The 17,048-nt window shown below is 68.7% G+C and carries 22 protein-coding genes; 10 read left to right on the forward strand and 12 right to left on the reverse strand.

All coding sequences use genetic code 11. From position 1 onward, the window contains the following. The first annotated feature begins 56 nt into the window (after positions 1-56). Together HWV07_RS02030 and cysE are read left to right on the forward strand one after the other, a co-directional pair. Positions 57-2,015 (forward strand): AMP-dependent synthetase/ligase, encoded by a 1,959-nt coding sequence (locus tag HWV07_RS02030; RefSeq protein ID WP_178332697.1) that lies wholly within the window; start codon positions 57-59, stop codon positions 2,013-2,015. Between the two features lie 243 nt (positions 2,016-2,258). Next, positions 2,259-2,816, forward strand: a complete 558-nt coding sequence (cysE, locus tag HWV07_RS02035; protein WP_178332698.1) for a serine O-acetyltransferase — start codon at positions 2,259-2,261, stop codon at positions 2,814-2,816. Between the two features lie 4 nt (positions 2,817-2,820). On the opposite strand, the gene HWV07_RS02040 is transcribed toward cysE, so the two are convergent. Further along, a complete protein-coding gene (locus HWV07_RS02040; protein WP_178332699.1) occupies positions 2,821-3,408 on the reverse strand; it encodes a DNA-3-methyladenine glycosylase family protein in 588 nt (195 codons plus the stop codon). Between the two features lie 162 nt (positions 3,409-3,570). On the opposite strand from HWV07_RS02040, the gene HWV07_RS02045 reads away from it, so the two are divergent. Together HWV07_RS02045 and HWV07_RS02050 are read left to right on the forward strand one after the other, a co-directional pair. Next, the gene (locus HWV07_RS02045; RefSeq protein WP_178332700.1) at positions 3,571-4,245 is read left to right on the forward strand and encodes a hypothetical protein; all 675 of its coding nucleotides are present in this window, start codon (positions 3,571-3,573) and stop codon (positions 4,243-4,245) included. Positions 4,246-4,291: 46 nt separating this feature from the next. Further along, complete coding sequence (locus HWV07_RS02050; RefSeq protein WP_178332701.1) at positions 4,292-4,489, forward strand: XapX domain-containing protein; 198 nt, start codon at positions 4,292-4,294, stop codon at positions 4,487-4,489. Between the two features lie 90 nt (positions 4,490-4,579). Here the strand turns inward: HWV07_RS02050 and purF are convergent, their stop codons facing one another. From purF to HWV07_RS02070, 4 genes are all read right to left on the reverse strand, one after another. Further along, a complete protein-coding gene (gene purF, locus HWV07_RS02055) occupies positions 4,580-6,055 on the reverse strand; it encodes an amidophosphoribosyltransferase (protein WP_178332702.1) in 1,476 nt (491 codons plus the stop codon). A gap of 220 nt (positions 6,056-6,275) precedes the next feature. Continuing rightward, positions 6,276-6,449, reverse strand: coding sequence for a 50S ribosomal protein L37e (locus HWV07_RS02060; protein WP_178332703.1), 174 nt, complete (start codon positions 6,447-6,449; stop codon positions 6,276-6,278). Continuing rightward, the gene (locus tag HWV07_RS02065; protein WP_178332704.1) at positions 6,446-6,631 is read right to left on the reverse strand and encodes an LSM domain-containing protein; all 186 of its coding nucleotides are present in this window, start codon (positions 6,629-6,631) and stop codon (positions 6,446-6,448) included. The genes HWV07_RS02060 and HWV07_RS02065 overlap by 4 nt, the downstream gene beginning before the upstream one ends. A gap of 44 nt (positions 6,632-6,675) precedes the next feature. Then, complete coding sequence (locus HWV07_RS02070) at positions 6,676-7,740, reverse strand: M20/M25/M40 family metallo-hydrolase (RefSeq protein ID WP_178332705.1); 1,065 nt, start codon at positions 7,738-7,740, stop codon at positions 6,676-6,678. A 120-nt stretch (positions 7,741-7,860) separates the two neighbouring features. Here HWV07_RS02070 and HWV07_RS02075 point away from each other — a divergent pair, with 120 nt between their 5' ends. Beyond that, on the forward strand, positions 7,861-8,124 hold the full coding sequence (locus tag HWV07_RS02075; protein ID WP_178332706.1) for a hypothetical protein: 264 nt from the start codon (positions 7,861-7,863) through the stop codon (positions 8,122-8,124). A 96-nt stretch (positions 8,125-8,220) separates the two neighbouring features. Here the strand turns inward: HWV07_RS02075 and HWV07_RS02080 are convergent, their stop codons facing one another. Together HWV07_RS02080 and HWV07_RS02085 are read right to left on the reverse strand one after the other, a co-directional pair. Then, the gene (locus tag HWV07_RS02080) at positions 8,221-9,063 is read right to left on the reverse strand and encodes a beta-keto acid cleavage family enzyme (RefSeq protein WP_178332707.1); all 843 of its coding nucleotides are present in this window, start codon (positions 9,061-9,063) and stop codon (positions 8,221-8,223) included. Continuing rightward, positions 9,060-9,257 carry a hypothetical protein gene (locus HWV07_RS02085; RefSeq protein ID WP_178332708.1) on the reverse strand — a complete coding sequence of 66 codons (198 nt, stop codon included), beginning with the start codon at positions 9,255-9,257 and terminating at the stop codon, positions 9,060-9,062. The genes HWV07_RS02080 and HWV07_RS02085 overlap by 4 nt, the downstream gene beginning before the upstream one ends. A 91-nt stretch (positions 9,258-9,348) precedes the next feature. Between HWV07_RS02085 and HWV07_RS02090 the strand changes: the two genes are divergently transcribed. Continuing rightward, complete coding sequence (locus tag HWV07_RS02090; RefSeq protein ID WP_178332709.1) at positions 9,349-10,290, forward strand: zinc-dependent metalloprotease; 942 nt, start codon at positions 9,349-9,351, stop codon at positions 10,288-10,290. Between the two features lie 88 nt (positions 10,291-10,378). Next, positions 10,379-10,687: a zinc ribbon domain-containing protein gene (locus tag HWV07_RS02095; RefSeq protein ID WP_178332710.1), complete on the forward strand. Its 309-nt coding sequence runs from the start codon at positions 10,379-10,381 to the stop codon at positions 10,685-10,687. 1 nt (position 10,688) lies between these two features. On the opposite strand, the gene HWV07_RS02100 is transcribed toward HWV07_RS02095, so the two are convergent. From HWV07_RS02100 to HWV07_RS02115, 4 genes are all read right to left on the reverse strand, one after another. Beyond that, entirely contained in the window at positions 10,689-11,057 is a 369-nt protein-coding gene (locus HWV07_RS02100) for a Zn-ribbon domain-containing OB-fold protein (protein ID WP_178332711.1), read from the reverse strand. Then, entirely contained in the window at positions 11,054-12,220 is a 1,167-nt protein-coding gene (locus tag HWV07_RS02105) for a thiolase C-terminal domain-containing protein (RefSeq protein WP_178332712.1), read from the reverse strand. The genes HWV07_RS02100 and HWV07_RS02105 overlap by 4 nt, the downstream gene beginning before the upstream one ends. Before the next feature lie 66 nt (positions 12,221-12,286). After that, a complete protein-coding gene (locus HWV07_RS02110; RefSeq protein WP_178332713.1) occupies positions 12,287-12,523 on the reverse strand; it encodes a hypothetical protein in 237 nt (78 codons plus the stop codon). Continuing rightward, positions 12,523-12,933 (reverse strand): nuclear transport factor 2 family protein, encoded by a 411-nt coding sequence (locus HWV07_RS02115; RefSeq protein WP_178332714.1) that lies wholly within the window; start codon positions 12,931-12,933, stop codon positions 12,523-12,525. Before HWV07_RS02115 ends, HWV07_RS02110 begins: the two co-directional genes overlap by 1 nt. A gap of 189 nt (positions 12,934-13,122) precedes the next feature. Between HWV07_RS02115 and HWV07_RS19880 the strand changes: the two genes are divergently transcribed. Then, positions 13,123-13,248 (forward strand): hypothetical protein, encoded by a 126-nt coding sequence (locus tag HWV07_RS19880; RefSeq protein ID WP_281362326.1) that lies wholly within the window; start codon positions 13,123-13,125, stop codon positions 13,246-13,248. Between the two features lie 74 nt (positions 13,249-13,322). Here the strand turns inward: HWV07_RS19880 and HWV07_RS02120 are convergent, their stop codons facing one another. Then, entirely contained in the window at positions 13,323-15,107 is a 1,785-nt protein-coding gene (locus HWV07_RS02120) for an acyl-CoA dehydrogenase family protein (RefSeq protein WP_178332715.1), read from the reverse strand. A gap of 149 nt (positions 15,108-15,256) precedes the next feature. Here HWV07_RS02120 and HWV07_RS02125 point away from each other — a divergent pair, with 149 nt between their 5' ends. Beyond that, positions 15,257-16,078, forward strand: a complete 822-nt coding sequence (locus HWV07_RS02125; RefSeq protein ID WP_178332716.1) for an enoyl-CoA hydratase/isomerase family protein — start codon at positions 15,257-15,259, stop codon at positions 16,076-16,078. Between the two features lie 29 nt (positions 16,079-16,107). Next, the gene (locus tag HWV07_RS02130) at positions 16,108-16,998 is read left to right on the forward strand and encodes a beta-keto acid cleavage family enzyme (protein WP_178332717.1); all 891 of its coding nucleotides are present in this window, start codon (positions 16,108-16,110) and stop codon (positions 16,996-16,998) included. The last annotated feature ends 50 nt before the right edge of the window (positions 16,999-17,048 follow it).

A 17,048-nucleotide genomic window follows, 5' to 3' on the forward strand; every position in this document is an offset into this window, starting at 1 on the left:
GAACCGGAATGGCCTGCATTAATATGTGTGGCAGGCTACCCAACTGACAGGTAGATATGTCTGGCAACACGGCAGCCTGGATGCAGGCGGAGGAGGACTACGAGGACGAGGTGATCGGCGACAACACGATCCCTCGACTGTTCGAGGAGAGCGCTGCCCGCCACGCGAGTCGGGACGCCCAGTGGTACAAGGGTGGCGTCTACGACCGGTCGCTGGCCCCCGAGATCGTCCCGGCGGCGCCGGACGGCCAGTTCGCCGCGCTGAAGTACGCCGAGATGCAGGACGTCGTCCACAACCTCGCGGCGGGGTTCCGCGACCTCGGCGTGGAGGCCGACACCCGCGTCGGCATCTTCGCCGACACGCGGATGGAGTGGGCCCAGACCGACTTCGGCATCCTCGCCGCCGGCGGCGTCGTCACGACCGTCTACACCGAGTCGTCGCCGGAGCAGGTCCAGTACCTGCTCGACGACCCGAACGCCAGCGGCGTCGTCGTCGAGAACGCCGAACTGCTCGGCCGGGTCCTCGAGGTCGAGGACGAACTCGACCTGGAGTTCATCGTCGTCATCGACGAGTTCCAGGGCCACGACGACCGCGACGACGTCCTCTCGCTGGCCGAGGTCTACCGCCGCGGCGAGGAGACCTTCGACCGCGACGAGTACGAGACCTGGCTGGGCGAGCGGGACGTCACCGACCTCGCCTCGCTGATCTACACCTCCGGGACGACCGGCCAGCCGAAGGGCGTCAAGCTCACCCACCACAACTTCCGGTCGAACGTCAACGGCATCCGCAAGCGCGTCGGCCCGCGGCCCGACAAAGGCCCCGAAATCCCGGTCTTCGACGAGACCGACCGCGTCCTCTCGTTCCTTCCGCTGGCCCACGTCTTCGAGCGGGTCTCCGGGCACTTCCTCCAGTTCGGCTCCGGCGCCACCGTCGCCTACGCCGAGTCGACCGACACGGTCGCCGACGACCTCGAACTCGTCCAGCCGACCGGCGCGTCGTCGGTCCCCCGCGTCTACGAGCGCATCTACGACAACATCCGCGAGGAGGCGCCCGAGGCCGTCTTCGAGCGCGCCGTCGCCGTCGCTCGCGAGTACGCGACGACCGAGAACCCCGGCCTCGGACTCCGCGTCAAGCACGCCCTCTTCGACAAGCTGGTGTACTCCACCGTCCGCGAGCAGATGGGCGGGAACATCGAGGCGTTCATCAGCGGCGGCGGCAGCCTCTCGAAGCGCCTCTCCCAGCTCTTCCAGGGCATGGGCCTGCCGATCTACGAGGGGTACGGCCTCACCGAGACCTCGCCTGTCGTCTCCGTGAACCCGCCGGAGGACTCCCGGGCCGGCACGCTCGGCCCGCCGCTGGTCAACGTCGACGTCCGCCTCGACGAGTCCGTCGTCTCCGACGACCAGCGCGAGGAGGCCGACGGCCCCGTCGGCGAACTCCACGTCAAGGGCCCGAACGTCACCGAGGGCTACTGGGAGCGACCGGGCTCGACAGAGGAGGCGTTCACCCAGGACGGGTGGTTCCGCACCGGCGACATCATCGAGCAGAGCGACGACGGCTACCTGATCTACCACGACCGCCTCAAGCAGCTCATCGTCCTCGACACGGGCAAGAACATCGCCCCCCAGCCCATCGAGGACGAGTTCGCCACCTCCGAGCGCATCGACCAGGCGATGGTCGTCGGCGACAACCAGAAGTTCATCGCCGCGCTGTTCGTCCCCAACTTCGAGTCCGTCCGGCAGTGGGCCGACGAGGAGGGGATCGCCATCCCCGACGACCCCGAGGCGATGTGCGAGGACGACCGCGTCCGGGCGTACATCGAGGCGGAGGTCGAACGGGTCAACGAGACGCTCTCGAAGTCCGAGCAGATCAAGGAGTTCCGGCTGGTCCCGCTGGAGTGGGACGCCGACAACGACCTGCTGACGCCGTCGATGAAGAAGAAGCGCCGGAACATCCTCGAGCGGTTCGAGGGCGAGGTCCGCAAAATCTACGGCGACGACTACACCGACCGGTAACCCCACTGGAATCCCGTCGCTCGGACAGGTCCGCCGGCCGACACCTTTTAGACGAACCGTCGCACAGTAGTCCACAGCATGTCTGACAGCCGCGTCGCGACGCCGGACAGGCCCGCGAGCCGACCAGTCGCGGCCGCGGCCGGGTGTCGCCGGTGACGGACCCCTCCCGCCGTCGCTGCCAGTGACGGCCGGCTCCCGTGCCCGTCTCGCCTACGACCGTCGACCCCGACCCCCTATCCAACGATGGTACTCGACCACATCAGAGAAGACGTCCGCACCGCACTCGCGAAAGACCCCGCGGCGACGAGCGCCGTCACCGTCGCGCTGCTGTACCCCGGCCTCCACGCCGTCTGGGGGTACCGGATCGCCCACGCCCTCTGGGAGCGCGGCCACACCTTCGTCGCCAGGCTCCTCTCGCAGGTCGTCCGATTCCTGACCGGCGTGGAGATCCACCCCGCGGCCGACATCGGCCGGCGACTGTTCATCGACCACGGCGCCGCGGTCGTCGTCGGCGAGACCGCCGACATCGGCGACGACGTGCTGATGTACCACGGCGTCACGCTCGGCGGCGACACGATGCGCCGCGAGAAGCGCCACCCGACGCTGGAGGACGGCGTCTCCGTCGGCGCGAACGCGACGCTGCTCGGGGACATCACCATCGGCGAGAACGCGACCGTCGGCGCGGGGAGCGTCGTCGTCCAGGACGTGCCGCCGGAGATCACCGTCGCGGGTTCCCCCGCCGAGCCGGTCACCGGGACCGGCGCGGACCGGCTCGACCCCTCCGAGTGTCCGGCCGAGTGATCCGTTACTCCGCCTCGTAGTCGGCCCAGATGTACCGCGTGGCGACCGACCGGTAGGGCCGCCAGTCCTCGGCGATCTCGCGCATCTCGTCGCGGCTCATCGCCGACCCGTCCGCGTAGAGGGCCTCGATGCCGCGGCGGATGGCGAGGTCGCCGAGCGGCAGCACGTCCGGCCGCTCGAGGACGAACAGGAGGTACATGTGGGCGGTCCACTCGCCGACGCCCCGGATCTCGGTGAGGATGTCCACCACCTCCTCGTCGGTGAGGTCGGCCAGCCCCTCTCTGGTGTAGTCTCGTTCCTGGAACGCGCGGGCGGCGTTCCGGAGGTACTCGACCTTCGAGGCCGAGAGCCCGGCCTCCCGGAGTGCCGCCTCGTCAGCGGCGAGGACGGTCTCCGGCGTCACCTCTCCGAGGAGGTCGAAGACGCGCCCCCGGACGGCCGCCGCGCTCGCCGTCGACAGCTGCTGGTTGATGATCGAGACGCAGAGCCGTTCGTACTCGCCCCAGTTCCGCTCGGTGTAGGGGTCGTAGGTGTCGACGAGTTCGGCCATCACGGGGTCGTTCCGCAGGACGGACTCGGCTTCCTCCATCATTGCTGTGCTGGAAGAACCAAGGGACCGTACGGGGGAAAGCGTCTCGGTCCCGGCGCTTCGAGGGAGGGGAGACAGCGGCCGGCCGATACTCCGTTCTAGCTAACTACCATCCAGAAGAATCCAGTCCGAAAGCGTTAATCCCCTCAGCTCGCAGGGACGGCCATGGACGACGAGGTCGAGGTCATGCTGCGGATGCACGAGGAGCTCCGCTCGGAGATCCTCCAGAGCATCCAGTTCCAGAACCGCGTCATCCTCAGCGGCGCCGTCGTGGTGGCCGTCATCTACGGGCTGCAGTTCAGCGGCGTGCTCCCGCAGCTCACCGAAGAGGACCCGACGTTCGAGCTCATCATCGCGACACTGCCGCCGGTCGTCACCATCTCCATCGCGCTGTGGATCGTCGAGCAGAGCCGGATGATGCGCGCCGGGCGGTACCTCTCGCACCTCGAGAACAAGATCAACGAGCACCTGGAGGGCCCGGTGCTCTCCTGGGAGAACTGGCTCCGCGACGGCGACACGCCGGCGGCCCACCGCATCCACCACAACGCCCAGCGCCTCGGCTACCTCGGGTTCTTCGTCATCCTCGGGGTCCTGTCGCTGCTGCTGTACGCGGTGTCGATCCTCGGCGTCGCCGTCGCGCCGCCGTCGATGGAGGCCGACCTCGTCTCCGCAGCGTTCGGCTACTTCCTCGTGAACGTCTCCGTGTTCGTGGCCGTCATCCGCTACGCGTTCCCCATCATCGTCCACGGCGACGGCGAGGACGGCATCCAGGAGTACCGGTCGTTCCGGACCTGGGAGCGCGCCTACCACCGGCGGATGATGGGCGACGAGGAGCGCTGACGCTCCCGGCACAACCCCTTTGTCCCAGCCACTCGGCCCTTCCGACATGACAGACGTGAGCATCGCGGTCCTGGCGCTTCTGACCGGGTTCGTCGCCGGCGCCGTCTTCGCGTACGTCGGCGTCCCCATCCCCGCGCCCCCGACCGTCGCCGGCCTCCTCGGAATCGTCGGCATCTACCTCGGCTTCAAGGTGGTCGAGTATCTGGACGTCGGCTTCGACCTGCTCGGCGCACTGGGATTGTAGCCTTCGAGGGAGAACGAACGAAGCATCCGTGCGAGCGCAGCGAGCGGTGTCTCGCCTCCAGCGCCACCCATCTTCGCGTGCAGAACGTGGCTAGTCGTCGCCTGCCAGGCCAGCCTGGGCACCCTCGATATCGGGACGGGCTACGTCGCGGTCGGTGGCCTCGCCCTCGATGTCGTAGGGGTACTCGCCGGTGACGCAGCCGAGACAGAGGTCGGCCCGCGTCTCGCCGAGGGCGTCGGCGACGGCGTCGATGGAGAGGTACGCCAGGGAGTCGGCCTCGATCTCCGCGCGGATCTCCTCGACGTCGCGGCCGGCGGCGATGAGCTCCTCGCGGGAGGCCATGTCGATGCCCATGTAGCAGGGGGCGACGATGGCGGGGGCGCCGATGCGCATGTGCACTTCCTCGGCGCCGACGTCCTTCAGCAGCTGGACGAGCTGGGTGGAGGTGGTGCCGCGGACGATGGAGTCGTCGATGACGGTGACGGTCTTGCCCTCGACGACGTCCTTGATGGGGTTGAGCTTGAGTCGGACGGCCCGTTCGCGGGCGTCCTGGGTCGGCATGATGAACGTGCGGCCGACGTAGCGGTTCTTCATCAGTCCCTCGGCGAACTCGACGTCGGCGCCGTCGTCCTGCGCTGCCTCGGCGTAGCCGGAGGCGAACGCCCGGCCGGAGTCCGGGACGGGGAGGACGACGTCGCTGTCGACGCCCGACTCGTCCCAGAGCTTGCGGCCGAGTTCGCGGCGGACGTCGTAGACGAGGTTCTCGTCGATGCGCGAGTCCGGGCGGGCGAAGTAGACGTGCTCGAAGAAGCAGTGGGCGGTGTTCTCGGGTTCGACGAGCTGGTAGGAGTCGAAGCCGGCGCCGTCGTCGTCGAGGACGACGAGCTCGCCGGGTTTCACGTCCCGGACGAGGTCGCCGTCGAGGACGTCGATGGCGGCGGACTCGGAGGCGAGCATGTAGCCGTCCTCGAGTTCCCCGATGCAGAGCGGGCGGTTGCCCTCGGGGTCGCGTACTCCGAGGACGGTGTCGTCGTGGGTGATGGTCAGCGAGTAGGAGCCGTGGATGCGGCCCATCGTGCGCTTGACGGCGCGGATGAGGTCGGCCTCGAGGAGGTTCCGCGCGAGGTCGTGGGCGATGACCTCGGTGTCGCCGTCGCTGGTGAAGGCGTGGCCGCTGGCGGCGAGCTCCTCGCGGACCTCGTCGGCGTTGACGAGGTTGCCGTTGTGGCTCAGGCCGAGCGAGCCGGACTTGAACGACACCGAGAACGGCTGGGCGCAGGAGGAGTCGACGCTGCCGGCGGTCGGGTAGCGGACGTGCCCGATGCCGGTGGCGCCGGTGAGGCCGTCGAGGTCCCCCTCCTCGAAGGCGTCCCCGACCAGCCCCATCTCGACGTGGCTGTGTTGCTGGAAGCCGTCGTGGGTGACGATCCCCGCGGACTCCTGGCCCCGGTGCTGGAGCGCGTACAGCGCGTAGTACAGTGGTCGCGCCGCGTCGCGGTCGTCCAGCGAGACGCCCACGACGCCGCATTTCTCCGTCGGCCCCTCCGGGTGCCGGCCGTCTGGCATGGATGTGGGTCAGTCGTCCAGCGGTAAAAACCCACTCCATCGTGTGTGCTCGGGCCACAAGCACGGACGTGTATATGCACGTTCGTGCGCAATCGGATCCGTCGCCTCCCTATCCCGAGAGGTGACCGGTCAGAATCGCCGTGGAGGGCGTCGAACGGAGAGGACAGCAGCGGCTACCGGCCGTGTCGGGATTCGAGAAACTGCGCGAGAAGAACGGTGATTACTCGTTCTGCTTCGACTGCCAGGCGTAGTCGCGGCGCTTGGCGGTCTTGCCGAAGCCGCAGGACGCACAGACCTTGTTCTGCTTGTGGTAGGACTTCTCGCCGCAGCGTCGGCACTTGACGTGCGTCGTCTTGTTCTTCTTGCCCTGGCTCGGGGTCCCGGCTCCAGTCATGGTTGTATCGAGACGACGTTGTCGCCGCGGATAATCGTTACGTTGTCGCCCTCCTCGAGGACGAGGTTCATGTGCTGGTCGTAGCCCGCGAGGACGCCGTCGTACATCTCGCCGCCCTTGAGCGTGACGCTCACCTCGTCGCCGAGCGTCTCTTCGAGCACGTCGAGGGGTCGGTCTGTCATACCGAAAGTCGCACGCGCCGGCAGTATAAACGCACCGACCGTCGTCAGATATCGACGCCGAAGGGCGCCGCCTCCGCGCTCCTCGCGGCGACGCCGGCCAGCAGCGCCGCCGCCGACTCGAGGTCGGCGAGGTCGACCACTTCCACGGGGGTGTGCATGTACCGGTTCGGGATAGCGACGTTCAGCGAGGGGATGCCACCCCGAGTCGTGTAGAAGGCGTCGGCGTCGGTGCCGGTGAAGCTCCCGGTGGCCTGCAGTTGCACGTCGGCGTCGTCGTCCGCCGCGGCGTCCCTGGCGAGGGCCACGAGCTCGGGGTGGTTCGCGCTCCCCCGCGAGACGACCGCTCCCTCGCCGAGTTCGATCCCGCTGCCCTTGTCGCCCGGCCCCTCCGGGTGGTCGGTCGCGTGCGTGACGTCGACGGCCACCGCGACGTCGGGTTCGAGGTCGAACCCGACCATCTTCGCCCCCTTCAGCCCGACCTCCTCCTGGACCGTCGAGACGGCGTAGACGGTCGCGGCGGGGTCGCTCTCGGCCGCCCGACGGAACGCCTCGGCGGCCGTCCAGATCCCGACGCGGTTGTCCATCCCGCGGGCGGCCACGCGGTCGCCCCGGAGGTCGCGAACCTCGGTGTCGAAGGTGATCGGATCGCCGACGTCGACGAGCTCCCGGGCCTCGTCGCCGTCCTCGGCGCCGACGTCGACGTACTGCTCGTTGATGTCGGCGTACTCGTCCGTCGTCGCGTCCCGCAGGTGGATGGCCACCTGGCCGATGACGCCGTCGACGACGCCGTCGTCCGTGTGGACGTGGACGTTCTGCCCGCGCGTGACCGTCCGGTCCGACCCGCCGATGCTCGAGAGCTTCAGGAAGCCGTCGTCGGTGATATCCCGGACCATCAGGCCGATCTCGTCGCAGTGGCCGGTCACCGCGACGGAGGGGGCGTCGGGGTCGCCCTCGTGGACCGCGACGGCGTTGCCGTAGGCGTCGACGCGGGTCTCGTCGGCGAACTCGTCGACGTAGTCGAGCCAGACGCGCTGGCCGGCCGTCTCGAAGCCGGAGGGCGTCGCCGTCGACAGCAGGTCGTCGAGGAACCGCCGTTGGTCGTCGTCCATGGGTCGAACCGGGGTCGGGTCGCACAAGAACGTCCCGGCCGCCGTCGAGAACACGAGTCCGCTCGCCGGGGTGCAAGTGCCGTGCCATGCTATAAGTGGCTGACCCGCGAACGTCCAGACATGGTGGACATCACGTTCCTCGAGCTGCACCTCGACGATTCGAGCCTGACCGCGAACGCGCCGTTCAGCAGCGGCCGGAAGGAGGTCGCCGCGAGCGACGAGCCGCCGGAGCCGGAATCGTCCTCGTCGAAGGGGAAGCTCGTCGGCGCACTGGTCGGCCTTGTCTTCCTCGCCGCCGTGGCGTTCGTCGTCCGCAAGAAGGTCGCGGGCGGCGGCGAGGACCCGGAGGGCGAGGAGTTCGAGGTCGCCGACGTGAAGGCCTGATCGACCGGCGCTGTGGAACCGTCTCCGGATGAACGATTTTCGCTGGTGATCGAATCCCCAGCGACGGCTACGACTCGAGCCGACCGATCGGATTACTCAGATACCCAGGATGTCCCGGGCCTCGTCCGGTGAGGCCACCGGACGTTCCAGCGTCTCCGCGAGCGTCGCCGCCCGTTCGACGAGTTGCTCGTTCGTCGCGAGCTCGCCCCGCCGGAAGTAGCGGTTGTCCTCCAGGCCCACGCGGACGTGGCCGCCGAAGACGATCGCCATCGCGGCGAACGGGAGCTGGTGCTGCCCGAACCCGAGCGTGTTGAACAGCGTTCCGTCCGGGAGCAGGTCGATCAGCCGCCGGAAGTTGTCGGGCGTCGGTCGCTCCGTCGTGCCGCCGCCGAAGATAAGTGTCGCGTAGAGGGGCTCCTCCAGCAGGCCGGGACGGCGCTCGAGCAGCTCGTAGACCTCGTTGACGTGGCCGCCGTTGAACAGCTCCATCTCGGGCTTGATGCCCCGGTCCAGCATCTCCTCGGCGAGGGACTCGACCAGCCCACGGGTGTTCTCGGAGGTGAGGTGCTGATAGCGGTTCAGGGGACCCATATCCAGGGAGGCCATGTCCGGCGCGGGATCGGTCCGGAGGGGCTCGTGGCGCAGGTCGTCCGGGGCCCCGGTCCCCCCGGTCGAGTGCTGGACGACGAGGTCGGTCCGGTCGCGGACCGCCTCGGTCAGTTCCTGAAACCGCTCCCGGGAGAAGGCGCGTTCGCCGTTCTCGCGGCGGGCGTGGAGGTGGACGATGGCGGCGCCGGCCGCCTCGCAGGCGGCCGCAGCTTCGGCGACCTCCTCGGGCGTCTCCGGGAGGTGGGGGCTGGCCTCCTTGCCGTGGACGCCGCCGGTGAGCGCCGCCGTGATCATCACCGGCTCGGCGTCGAGGTACGTCTGGTAGCTCATTCCGTCGGCTCTCGCTCCCCCTCGGCTGCGAGGTAGTACTCGCAGTCGGTCGAGTGCTCGAGGTCGTACCGGTCGTTGCAGATGTCCGCCCGCATCGGCTGGACGAACGACTCGACGGCGGTGCAGTAGGCCCGTTCGGTCTCGAAGGCCGTCCCGTCGCTCTCCTCGCGGTACTCCAGGTAGGGGCAGGTCACGTCGGAGAGAGGGCCGGCAGGCACATAACCGTTCGCGGACGGCGGTGTTACCACCCGGAAGGCCTTTGTCGCGTGGTTGGTAAGGGGGACCGTGAGTCTCTTTCGCGCCGTCCGCGCCGTCGCCGACGCCGAGGGCGACGGGGCCGTCGACTGGAGCGCCGTCGGCACCGCCGCCCGCGCCGCGACCGACCCGGGGGACCTGACCCTCTCCGAGGCCGAGCAGCAACGGTACGCCGACGACGTCGCCGACGCCCGCGACGGCATCCGCGAGGCCGGCGGCGTCGACTTCGACCTGCCGGACCGCGTCCAGGTGCAGAACCGACACCACTGGATCGACGCCAACGTCACCACGTTCGAGCGCCTGCTGGCGCCCATCGAGGAGAAGGCCAGCTTCTCCCCGTCGCTGGCCCGCGCCGCCAACACCGGCTCGATGGCGGTGACGCTCGGGTTCCTCGCGAACAACGTCCTCGGGCAGTACGACCCCATCCTCCTCGGCGACGCCGACCACGAGCTCTACTTCGTCCACCCCAACATCGAGAAGGTCGCGGGGACGCTGGACGTCGACCGCGACCGGTTCCGCCGCTGGATCGCCTTCCACGAGGTCGCCCACGCCGCCGAGTTCGGCGCCGCGCCGTGGCTCGGCCCCCACCTCGAGGACTCGATGGAGGAAGCGGTCTCGAAGCTCGCCTCGGGACGCTTCGACCGGAGTGCGCTCGAGGAGCTCAACGTCACCATGACGGCCGTCGAGGGGTACGCCGAGCTGGTCATGGACCGGGCGTTCGACCAGGAGTACGAGGACCTCCGCGAGAAGCTCGACGCCCGCCGCCAGAACGTCGGCCCGGTCTCCCAGCTCATCCGGAAGCTGCTCGGTTTCGGCATGAAACGCGAGCAGTACGAGCGCGGCAAGGCGTTCTTCGACGCGGTCGCCGACGCCCGAGGGGTCGCCGGCGCGGCGGTCGTCTGGGAGGACCCGAAGAACCTCCCGACCGACGAGGAACTGGACGACCCCGCGAAGTGGCTGGCCCGGGTGTGAGTGCGGTCGGCCGGGACTGCCGGCCGACTCCGGAGCCGGTCGGCCGACGAACCTCTAAGTACCGTCGGCCCGTAGATGCACGTTGACCATGGAATCGCTCGCCTTCGTCGCGGCGGTCGCCCTCCTGCTGGTCGTCCTCCACGCGGTCGTCGCCGCCTACGTCTACCGGGTGGCCCACTCGGGGGACGGTCGGCTCCTCGAGCGCGAGGCGAGTGCAGACGAGCGAGCGGTCCAGCAAACGGACGAACCCCCGGAGGTGCCGGACGACTCGGTGTCCTGTCCCACCTGCGGCGCTCCCAACGACCCGAGCTACCAGTTCTGCCGTCGCTGCGTCGCGGACCTGAGCGGAAAACAGCGCGCGTCCGCCGAGGTCGCCGCGGGGCGGCTCGGCAGCTGAGTTACTGCGCCTCGAACCGCGGCGTGGCGTTGCCCTGGTCGTCCTCGTCGAAGCCGCTGAGGACAACCCGGTCGCCGATGTCTATCTCCTGGTCGACGAGCCGGCCCATCACCCGGGCGTCGCCGACCTGGACGACGGCGACCTGGTAGCCGCGCTCGTCGATGCCCTCCGGCGGGACGTTGATGGTCGTCTCCGTGTAGACCTCCCCCTCGGTCGGCAGCTCGACGGTCTCGAGGTCCGTCGACCCGCAGTAGGGGCAGGCCGCCTTCGGCGTCCCCTGGGTGTGGTCGCACTCCTCACAGTGCTGCCCGAGCAGTTCGCCCTCCTGTACCGCGCGGTTCCACTCGCCGTGGGTCAGTGTCTCGCTCATTCTCGTGCCTCCATGACGGTGACGACGGTCGTGGCGGCGTCCCCGCCGAGGTTGTGCGCGACGGCGCGCTCTGCGCCCTCGATCTGCCGTTCGCCCGCGTCCCCGCGGAGGTGCTCCGCGAGTTCGACGATCTGTCCGGTCCCGGTCGCGCCGATGGGGTGGCCCTTCGCCTTCAGCCCGCCGGAGGGGTTGATGGGCCGCTCGCCGTCGCGGGCAGTGACGCCCTCCTCGGCGGCGGCGCCGCCCTGGCCGTCCTCGACGAAGCCGATGGCCTCGCTGGCGAGGATCTCCGCGCCGGTGAAGCAGTCGTGGACCTCGGCGAAGTCCATCTCGTCGGCCGAGGTCCCGGCCTGGTCGTAGGCCTGGGAGGCCGCGTCCCGGGCGGCCTGCGTGACGTGCGGCGTCTCCTTGTCGCAGATGGGGACCACGTCCGTCGCGTGGCCGACGCCGCCGACGTCGACCGGCTCGTCGTAGGAGTCGGCCGCGTCGTCGCTGACGACGACCACCGCGCTCGCGCCGTCGGAGAACGGACAGCAGTCCATCAGGCGGAACGGGTCGGCGACGACCGGCCCCTCCAGGGCCTCCTCGACGGTCGTCTCCTTCCCGAAGTGCGCGTTGGGATTCAGCGCGCCGTTGCCGTGGTTCTTGACGGCGACCTCGGCGAGCTGCTCCTCGGTCGTCCCGTACTCGTGCATGTGCCGCTTGGTGAACAGCGCGAAGACGCCCGGGAAGGTGAGGCCCGTCGGCTGCTCGTACTGCCGGTGGGAGGCCGAGGCGAAGATGCGGGTCATCTCCGCGGTGTCCTTGCCGGTCTCGGGGGTGCACCGCTCGACGCCGCCGACGAGGACGACGTCGTGGATGCCCGCCTCGACGGCCTCGACGGCGTTCTTGAACGCGTTGGCCGAGGTGGCGCAGGCGTCCTCGAAGCGCTGGACCGGGACGCCGGCGATGCCGACGTGGGAGGCGAGTTTCGGCCCGAGGTGGGTGTCGTTCTCGGTCTGTCCGCCCATCGCGTTGCCGAAGTAGAAGGCGTCGACCGCCGAGGGTTCGACGCCGGCGTCGGCGAACGCGCCGAGGGCGGCCTCGCCGAACAGCTCCTGTAGGGATCGGTCGTGGACGCCGAACTCCGTCATGTCGGCGCCGACGACGGCTGCGCGTGCCATACAGACACGTGGGTCCTGGCGCTTATAACGAAAACGGAACCGGTACTGCGTCCGCCGGACCCGGAACTACTTGCGGTAGCGACGCCTCGAGGCCGGCGAGACGGCCGACGCGTCCGGCACGAGGTACCAGGCGAGGACGGCGCCGAGGACCAGTCCGGCGAGGACGGCACCGCCGACGACCTCGATGGAGCCGTCGCCCTGCGAGGCGATGAGCCCGGCGGAGAGCCCGACCAGCAGCGTGAGCCCGACCTTCACGTACAGCATCGTCCGCTCGCGGTCCTCGTCCGTGACGGGGTCGACCATCAGGTCCCACCCTCCGTGGAGACGTGCATCCCGACGAAGCGCCAGTCCGTGTCGGGCGTCGACGCGCCGTCGGTATCGGCTGCGTCCTCGCGGCGCTCCAGCGTCCCGCTCCAGCGCGTCTCGAACTCGTAGCGGATGCCCCGTTCGGTGTCGTTCCAGGCCATGAACACGTCGTCGGCGAACCAGGCGTGGTCAGCTCGCTCGGTGACGACCAGTCGGTCGCTCTCGACGGTCCATCCCTCGGTCGTCTCGGTCTGCTCGCGGAGCCCCGACTCGATCTCGTCGTACCCGGTCAGCCGCTCGCCGATGCCGAACTTGACGGTCGACTCCTCGCGGGCGAAGAACGGGGACAGCGGTTCGCCCGCCCGGAGCGCTTCGTAGTACGCGCGCACCGTCGATTCGGCGTCCATGTCCCGGCTTCGGCGCGGGCGGACTTACCGGTACTGGAATCGAGACCGGACCTGACCGCTGGTCGGACCCGAAATACGTCCTCGACTAGACCACCTTAAGGAGAAAGAGGAATTTTAACATTATAGTTCATTAGGTTTATACTCCTCCGCCGGTTTCGTCCGATACAGCGCGAGAGCGCGCCACCCACGATGACCCGCTACACCGACGAGACCAACACCGGTGCGCCGATGGTTCCGATCAAGACGGACGAGTCCACGCCGTCCTCGCTCGTGGACGAGGCCCTCGAGGAGACCGTATTCAGCCACCGGCTCTGAAGCTCTCCAGGCTTTCTGCACCTTCTCGCGAAACCGCGAGCGACGGCTGCAGCACGTCGGGGAAGGCGTGACCGTCAGTCGTCGGCCGGCGCCGTCTCCACCAGCGACTCGGGGTCGACAGCGGCGTGGTGAGCGATGGCGGCGAACGCGTCGTCCTCCATCCCGAACCGTTCGCCGGAGGTGACGCCGTAGGCGTCCTCCGTCCCGAACCGGGTCTGGACGAACCGCTTGGCGACCATCGCCTTCCGACCGTTCCCGGCCTCGTCGATCTGGGACTGGGCTTCCGCCAGCAGGAGCGCCGCCGTGACCACGTCGAAGATGAGGTCCGAGAGCCGCTTGGCGTGGTACTGCGCGTAGTCGCCGTCCTCGGTCGCCAGCGTCCCGAGGGCGTTCTGGAGTTCGAGGAACGCCGATTCGACCTCGTCCGCCAGGTCCTCCAGCAGCGGGTGCTCGACGCCGTCGAGCTTCTCCTGGACGTAGGGGAGCAACGCCTCGTGGGCGTTCTCGCGATTCAGCGCCCGGAGGGTGTCGAGGGCGAGGATGTTCGAGGGGCCCTCCCAGATGGGGAGGACCTGCGCGTCGCGGAGGAGGCGCTCGGTGGTGTGCTCGCGGACGTAGCCGTTGCCGCCGAGGACCTCCATCGCGTAGGAGGTCGTCTCGACGGCCATGCGGGCGGTCTTGTACTTCGCGACCGGGACGAACAGCCGCATCAACTGGTAGGCGTCGTCGCCCGATTTTGCGTCTGTCCGTTCCCGTTCGTCGAGCAACCGGGCGCCCTCGAAGGTGAAGACGCTCGCGGCCTCGTAGTCGACGGCCATGTCGACGAGGTCGCGGCGCATCAGCGGTTTCTCCTCGAGGGCGCTCCCGAAGGCCTCGCGGTTGGCGGCGCGGACCTTCGCCTCCAGCAGCGCCCGGCCCATGATGCCGATGGCGCCGGTGGCGTTGGTCAGCCGCTCGAAGTTCATCATCTCGGCCATATACTTGAAGCCCTCGCCCTCCTCGCCGACGAGGTACGCCTCGGCGCCCTGGAACTCGATCTCGCCGGTGGGGACCGAGATGGTGCCGAGCTTGTCCTTCAGACGGCGGAAGTGCGACTCGTTGACCTCCCCGTCGGGCTTCGTCCGCGGGACGAGGAACAGCGACAGGCCCTCGACGCCCTCCGGGGCGTCGGGGGTGCGGGCGAGCGCAAGGGCTCCCTCCGCGTCGATGTTCGAGCAGAACCACTTCTCGCCGTAGAGCTCGTAGACGCCGTCTTCGCCGGTCCGCTCGGCCCGGACCTCGTTGGCGCCGACGTCGGAGCCGCCCTGCTCCTCGGTCAGGAACATCGCGCCCTCGATGTGCTCCTCCAGGTCGCGTGACGTCAGCCCCTCGAAGTACTCCGCTAGGTCGCCGTCGTCGAACTTCTCGAGGACGATGGCCGCACCGGTGGTCATCGAGACCGGACAGCAGAACCCGCCGTCGACGTAGGAGAGCAGCGTCTGCATCATCAGGACGTGGCTCAGCCCGACCGGTTCGTCGCGGCCCGGCGGCGCGTGGAAGGCGTCGTGAGTGATGCCGAACTCCTCGTAGGCGATCCGCTCCTGCTCCTCGACGAACGGGTGGTACCGGACCCCGTTGAGCCGGTCGCCGTACTTGTCGAAGGACTTCAGTTCGTGGCCCTCCTCGTCGATCCGGTCGGCGGTGTCGGCCATCCGGTGGCCGAGGACTTCGCCGAACTCCGAGAGGACGTCCTCGGCCCACTCGTACTCGTCGTCCGGGTAGACGCGTCGGGCCTCGAACCGGAGGGTCGGGTCGAGTTCCCAGTAGTTGCAGTCCCGGCCCTCGTCCAGTTGCCCGTAGTCTATCGGGTCGGTCGACATGTCCTGGGGGTTTGGGATGCGGTAGCATAAATCTCCGTCCGCCGGGATCGGTCGGTTGAACTCCGGTTCCCAATTTCACGGTTAAACTAATTGTTCGTTTCCGACCGTCCGAAATCATGATAGGAATGCCCCCACATGCCACAGGCAGGATGGCTACGAGCGAGGAACTCTCCAACGAGGACCTGGACGTCGAGGTCGCCGCCGACGACCTCGTGGTCCGGGCGACGATCGACCGGGCCGAGGACCGCAACGCCCTGAACGAGAACGTCATCGAGGGGCTCCTCGGCGTCCTCGAGTACGCCGACGACGGGCCGGCCCGGGTCGTCGTGATCCGGGGCGCCGAGGGCACCTTCTGCGCCGGCGGCGACATCAAGTCGATGGCCAGCGCAGTCGGCCAGGGCTCGCAGGCCTACCGCGAGGGCTTCGCCGGCATGAAGGACCTCATCGAGACCGCCGTCGACACCGCCGCCCTCACCGTCGCCGCCGTCGAGGGCTACTGCCTCGCCGGCGGGATGGGCCTCGCCGCGGCCTGCGACGTCATCGTCGCCAGCGAGGAGGCCACCTTCGGGACGCCGGAGGTCGACATCGGCATCTTCCCCGCGCAGGCGCTCGTCCCCATCATGCGGACGGTCAACGAGAAGCAGGCGCTGAAGTTGCTGTTCACCGGCGAGCACATCGACGCCCGGGAGGCCCACGACATCGGCTTCACGACCGATCTCGTCCCGCCGGAGGAGTTCGACGCCGAACTGGACTCGCTGGTCGACGACCTCGCCGGCCCCTCGTCGTTCATGATCGAGATCGGCAAGGAGTCCTTCTACAACCAGCGGGAGATGGGCTTCTCCGAGGCGCTCGACTACATGCGCGAGATGGTGACGATGCTCGCGATGAGCGACGACGCCGAGGAGGGGTTCAACTCCTTCCTCACCGACTCCGAACCCGACTGGAAGGGCCGACCCGACACCGACGACTGACCCGACGACTATCCCCACACCACCCACCGATGACCATCGAACAAGAATCCGTCAAAGGCAACGACCCCGAGAAGGCGATCGTCAGCGCGGCGCTCACCGGCGCGCTCACCACCCGCGACCAGTGCGAGGCGATCCCGTACACCCCCGAGGAGATCGCCGAGGACGCCGCCGCGGCCCGCGAGAACGGCGCCGCGATCGCGCACATCCACGCCCGCACCGAGAACGGCTCGCCGACCTTCGACACCGAGATCTACCAGGAGATCTACGACGAAGTCCGCGAACGCACCGACATCCTGATCAACTTCTCGACGGGCGCGCTCCACGAACCCGTCGAGACGCGCGTCGAGTACGTCGAGGAGGTCCAGCCCGACATCGCCGCGCTGAACATGGGCTCGATGAACTACGCGAAGTACAGCGAGAGCCGCGACGACTTCGTCTTCGACATGGTGTTCGACAACCCGTTCAACGAGATCCGCGAGTTCCTGACGGCGATGAACGGCTCGGGCGTCAAGCCCGAACTCGAGTGCTTCGACACCGGCCACATCGGGAACATCCGGCCGTTCGTCAAGTCCGGCGACCTCGAACACCCCATCAACTTCTCGCTGGTGATGGGCGTCCTCGGCGGCATCCCGCCGACGATCGAGAACCTCGCCCACCAGGTCCGCCAGCTCCCCGACAGCGCCAACTGGCAGGTCATCGGTATCTCCCGCGAGCAGTGGCAGCTCGTTTCGGCCGCCCTCGCTATGGGCGGCAACGTCCGCGTCGGCCTGGAGGACAACTTCTACCTCCCGAACGGCGAGATGTCGACGAACCCCGAACTCGTCGCCAAGGCCGCCGAGATGACCCGCAACGTCGGCCGCGAGCCCGCCACGCCCGAGGAGGCCGCCGAGATCATGGAGATCGACGCGCCGCATCTCTAAACCCACTTTTTACTCCTCGGGTTCCGCGCCGGAGGTGCGGAACCGCTCTT

The sequence above is a fragment of the Natronomonas salina genome, from assembly GCF_013391105.1.
GTDB classification, from domain to species: Archaea; Halobacteriota; Halobacteria; order Halobacteriales; family Haloarculaceae; genus Natronomonas; species Natronomonas salina.

Coding starts and splice junctions, on each gene's coding strand:
- HWV07_RS02040 (WP_178332699.1), bottom strand. CDS start 3,408: ATGATGGAGGAAGCCGAGTCCGTCCTGCGGAACGACCCCGTGATGGCC.
- HWV07_RS02075 (WP_178332706.1), top strand. CDS start 7,861: ATGGTGGACATCACGTTCCTCGAGCTGCACCTCGACGATTCGAGCCTG.
- HWV07_RS02110 (WP_178332713.1), bottom strand. CDS start 12,523: ATGGTCGACCCCGTCACGGACGAGGACCGCGAGCGGACGATGCTGTAC.
- HWV07_RS19880 (WP_281362326.1), top strand. CDS start 13,123: ATGACCCGCTACACCGACGAGACCAACACCGGTGCGCCGATGGTTCCG.
- HWV07_RS02105 (WP_178332712.1), bottom strand. CDS start 12,220: ATGGCACGCGCAGCCGTCGTCGGCGCCGACATGACGGAGTTCGGCGTC.
- HWV07_RS02115 (WP_178332714.1), bottom strand. CDS start 12,933: ATGGACGCCGAATCGACGGTGCGCGCGTACTACGAAGCGCTCCGGGCG.
- HWV07_RS02120 (WP_178332715.1), bottom strand. CDS start 15,107: ATGTCGACCGACCCGATAGACTACGGGCAACTGGACGAGGGCCGGGAC.
- HWV07_RS02100 (WP_178332711.1), bottom strand. CDS start 11,057: ATGAGCGAGACACTGACCCACGGCGAGTGGAACCGCGCGGTACAGGAG.
- HWV07_RS02060 (WP_178332703.1), bottom strand. CDS start 6,449: ATGACTGGAGCCGGGACCCCGAGCCAGGGCAAGAAGAACAAGACGACG.
- cysE (WP_178332698.1), top strand. CDS start 2,259: ATGGTACTCGACCACATCAGAGAAGACGTCCGCACCGCACTCGCGAAA.
- HWV07_RS02080 (WP_178332707.1), bottom strand. CDS start 9,063: ATGAGCTACCAGACGTACCTCGACGCCGAGCCGGTGATGATCACGGCG.
- HWV07_RS02130 (WP_178332717.1), top strand. CDS start 16,108: ATGACCATCGAACAAGAATCCGTCAAAGGCAACGACCCCGAGAAGGCG.
- HWV07_RS02065 (WP_178332704.1), bottom strand. CDS start 6,631: ATGACAGACCGACCCCTCGACGTGCTCGAAGAGACGCTCGGCGACGAG.
- HWV07_RS02045 (WP_178332700.1), top strand. CDS start 3,571: ATGGACGACGAGGTCGAGGTCATGCTGCGGATGCACGAGGAGCTCCGC.
- HWV07_RS02125 (WP_178332716.1), top strand. CDS start 15,257: ATGGCTACGAGCGAGGAACTCTCCAACGAGGACCTGGACGTCGAGGTC.
- HWV07_RS02050 (WP_178332701.1), top strand. CDS start 4,292: ATGACAGACGTGAGCATCGCGGTCCTGGCGCTTCTGACCGGGTTCGTC.
- HWV07_RS02070 (WP_178332705.1), bottom strand. CDS start 7,740: ATGGACGACGACCAACGGCGGTTCCTCGACGACCTGCTGTCGACGGCG.
- HWV07_RS02095 (WP_178332710.1), top strand. CDS start 10,379: ATGGAATCGCTCGCCTTCGTCGCGGCGGTCGCCCTCCTGCTGGTCGTC.
- HWV07_RS02030 (WP_178332697.1), top strand. CDS start 57: ATGTCTGGCAACACGGCAGCCTGGATGCAGGCGGAGGAGGACTACGAG.
- purF (WP_178332702.1), bottom strand. CDS start 6,055: ATGCCAGACGGCCGGCACCCGGAGGGGCCGACGGAGAAATGCGGCGTC.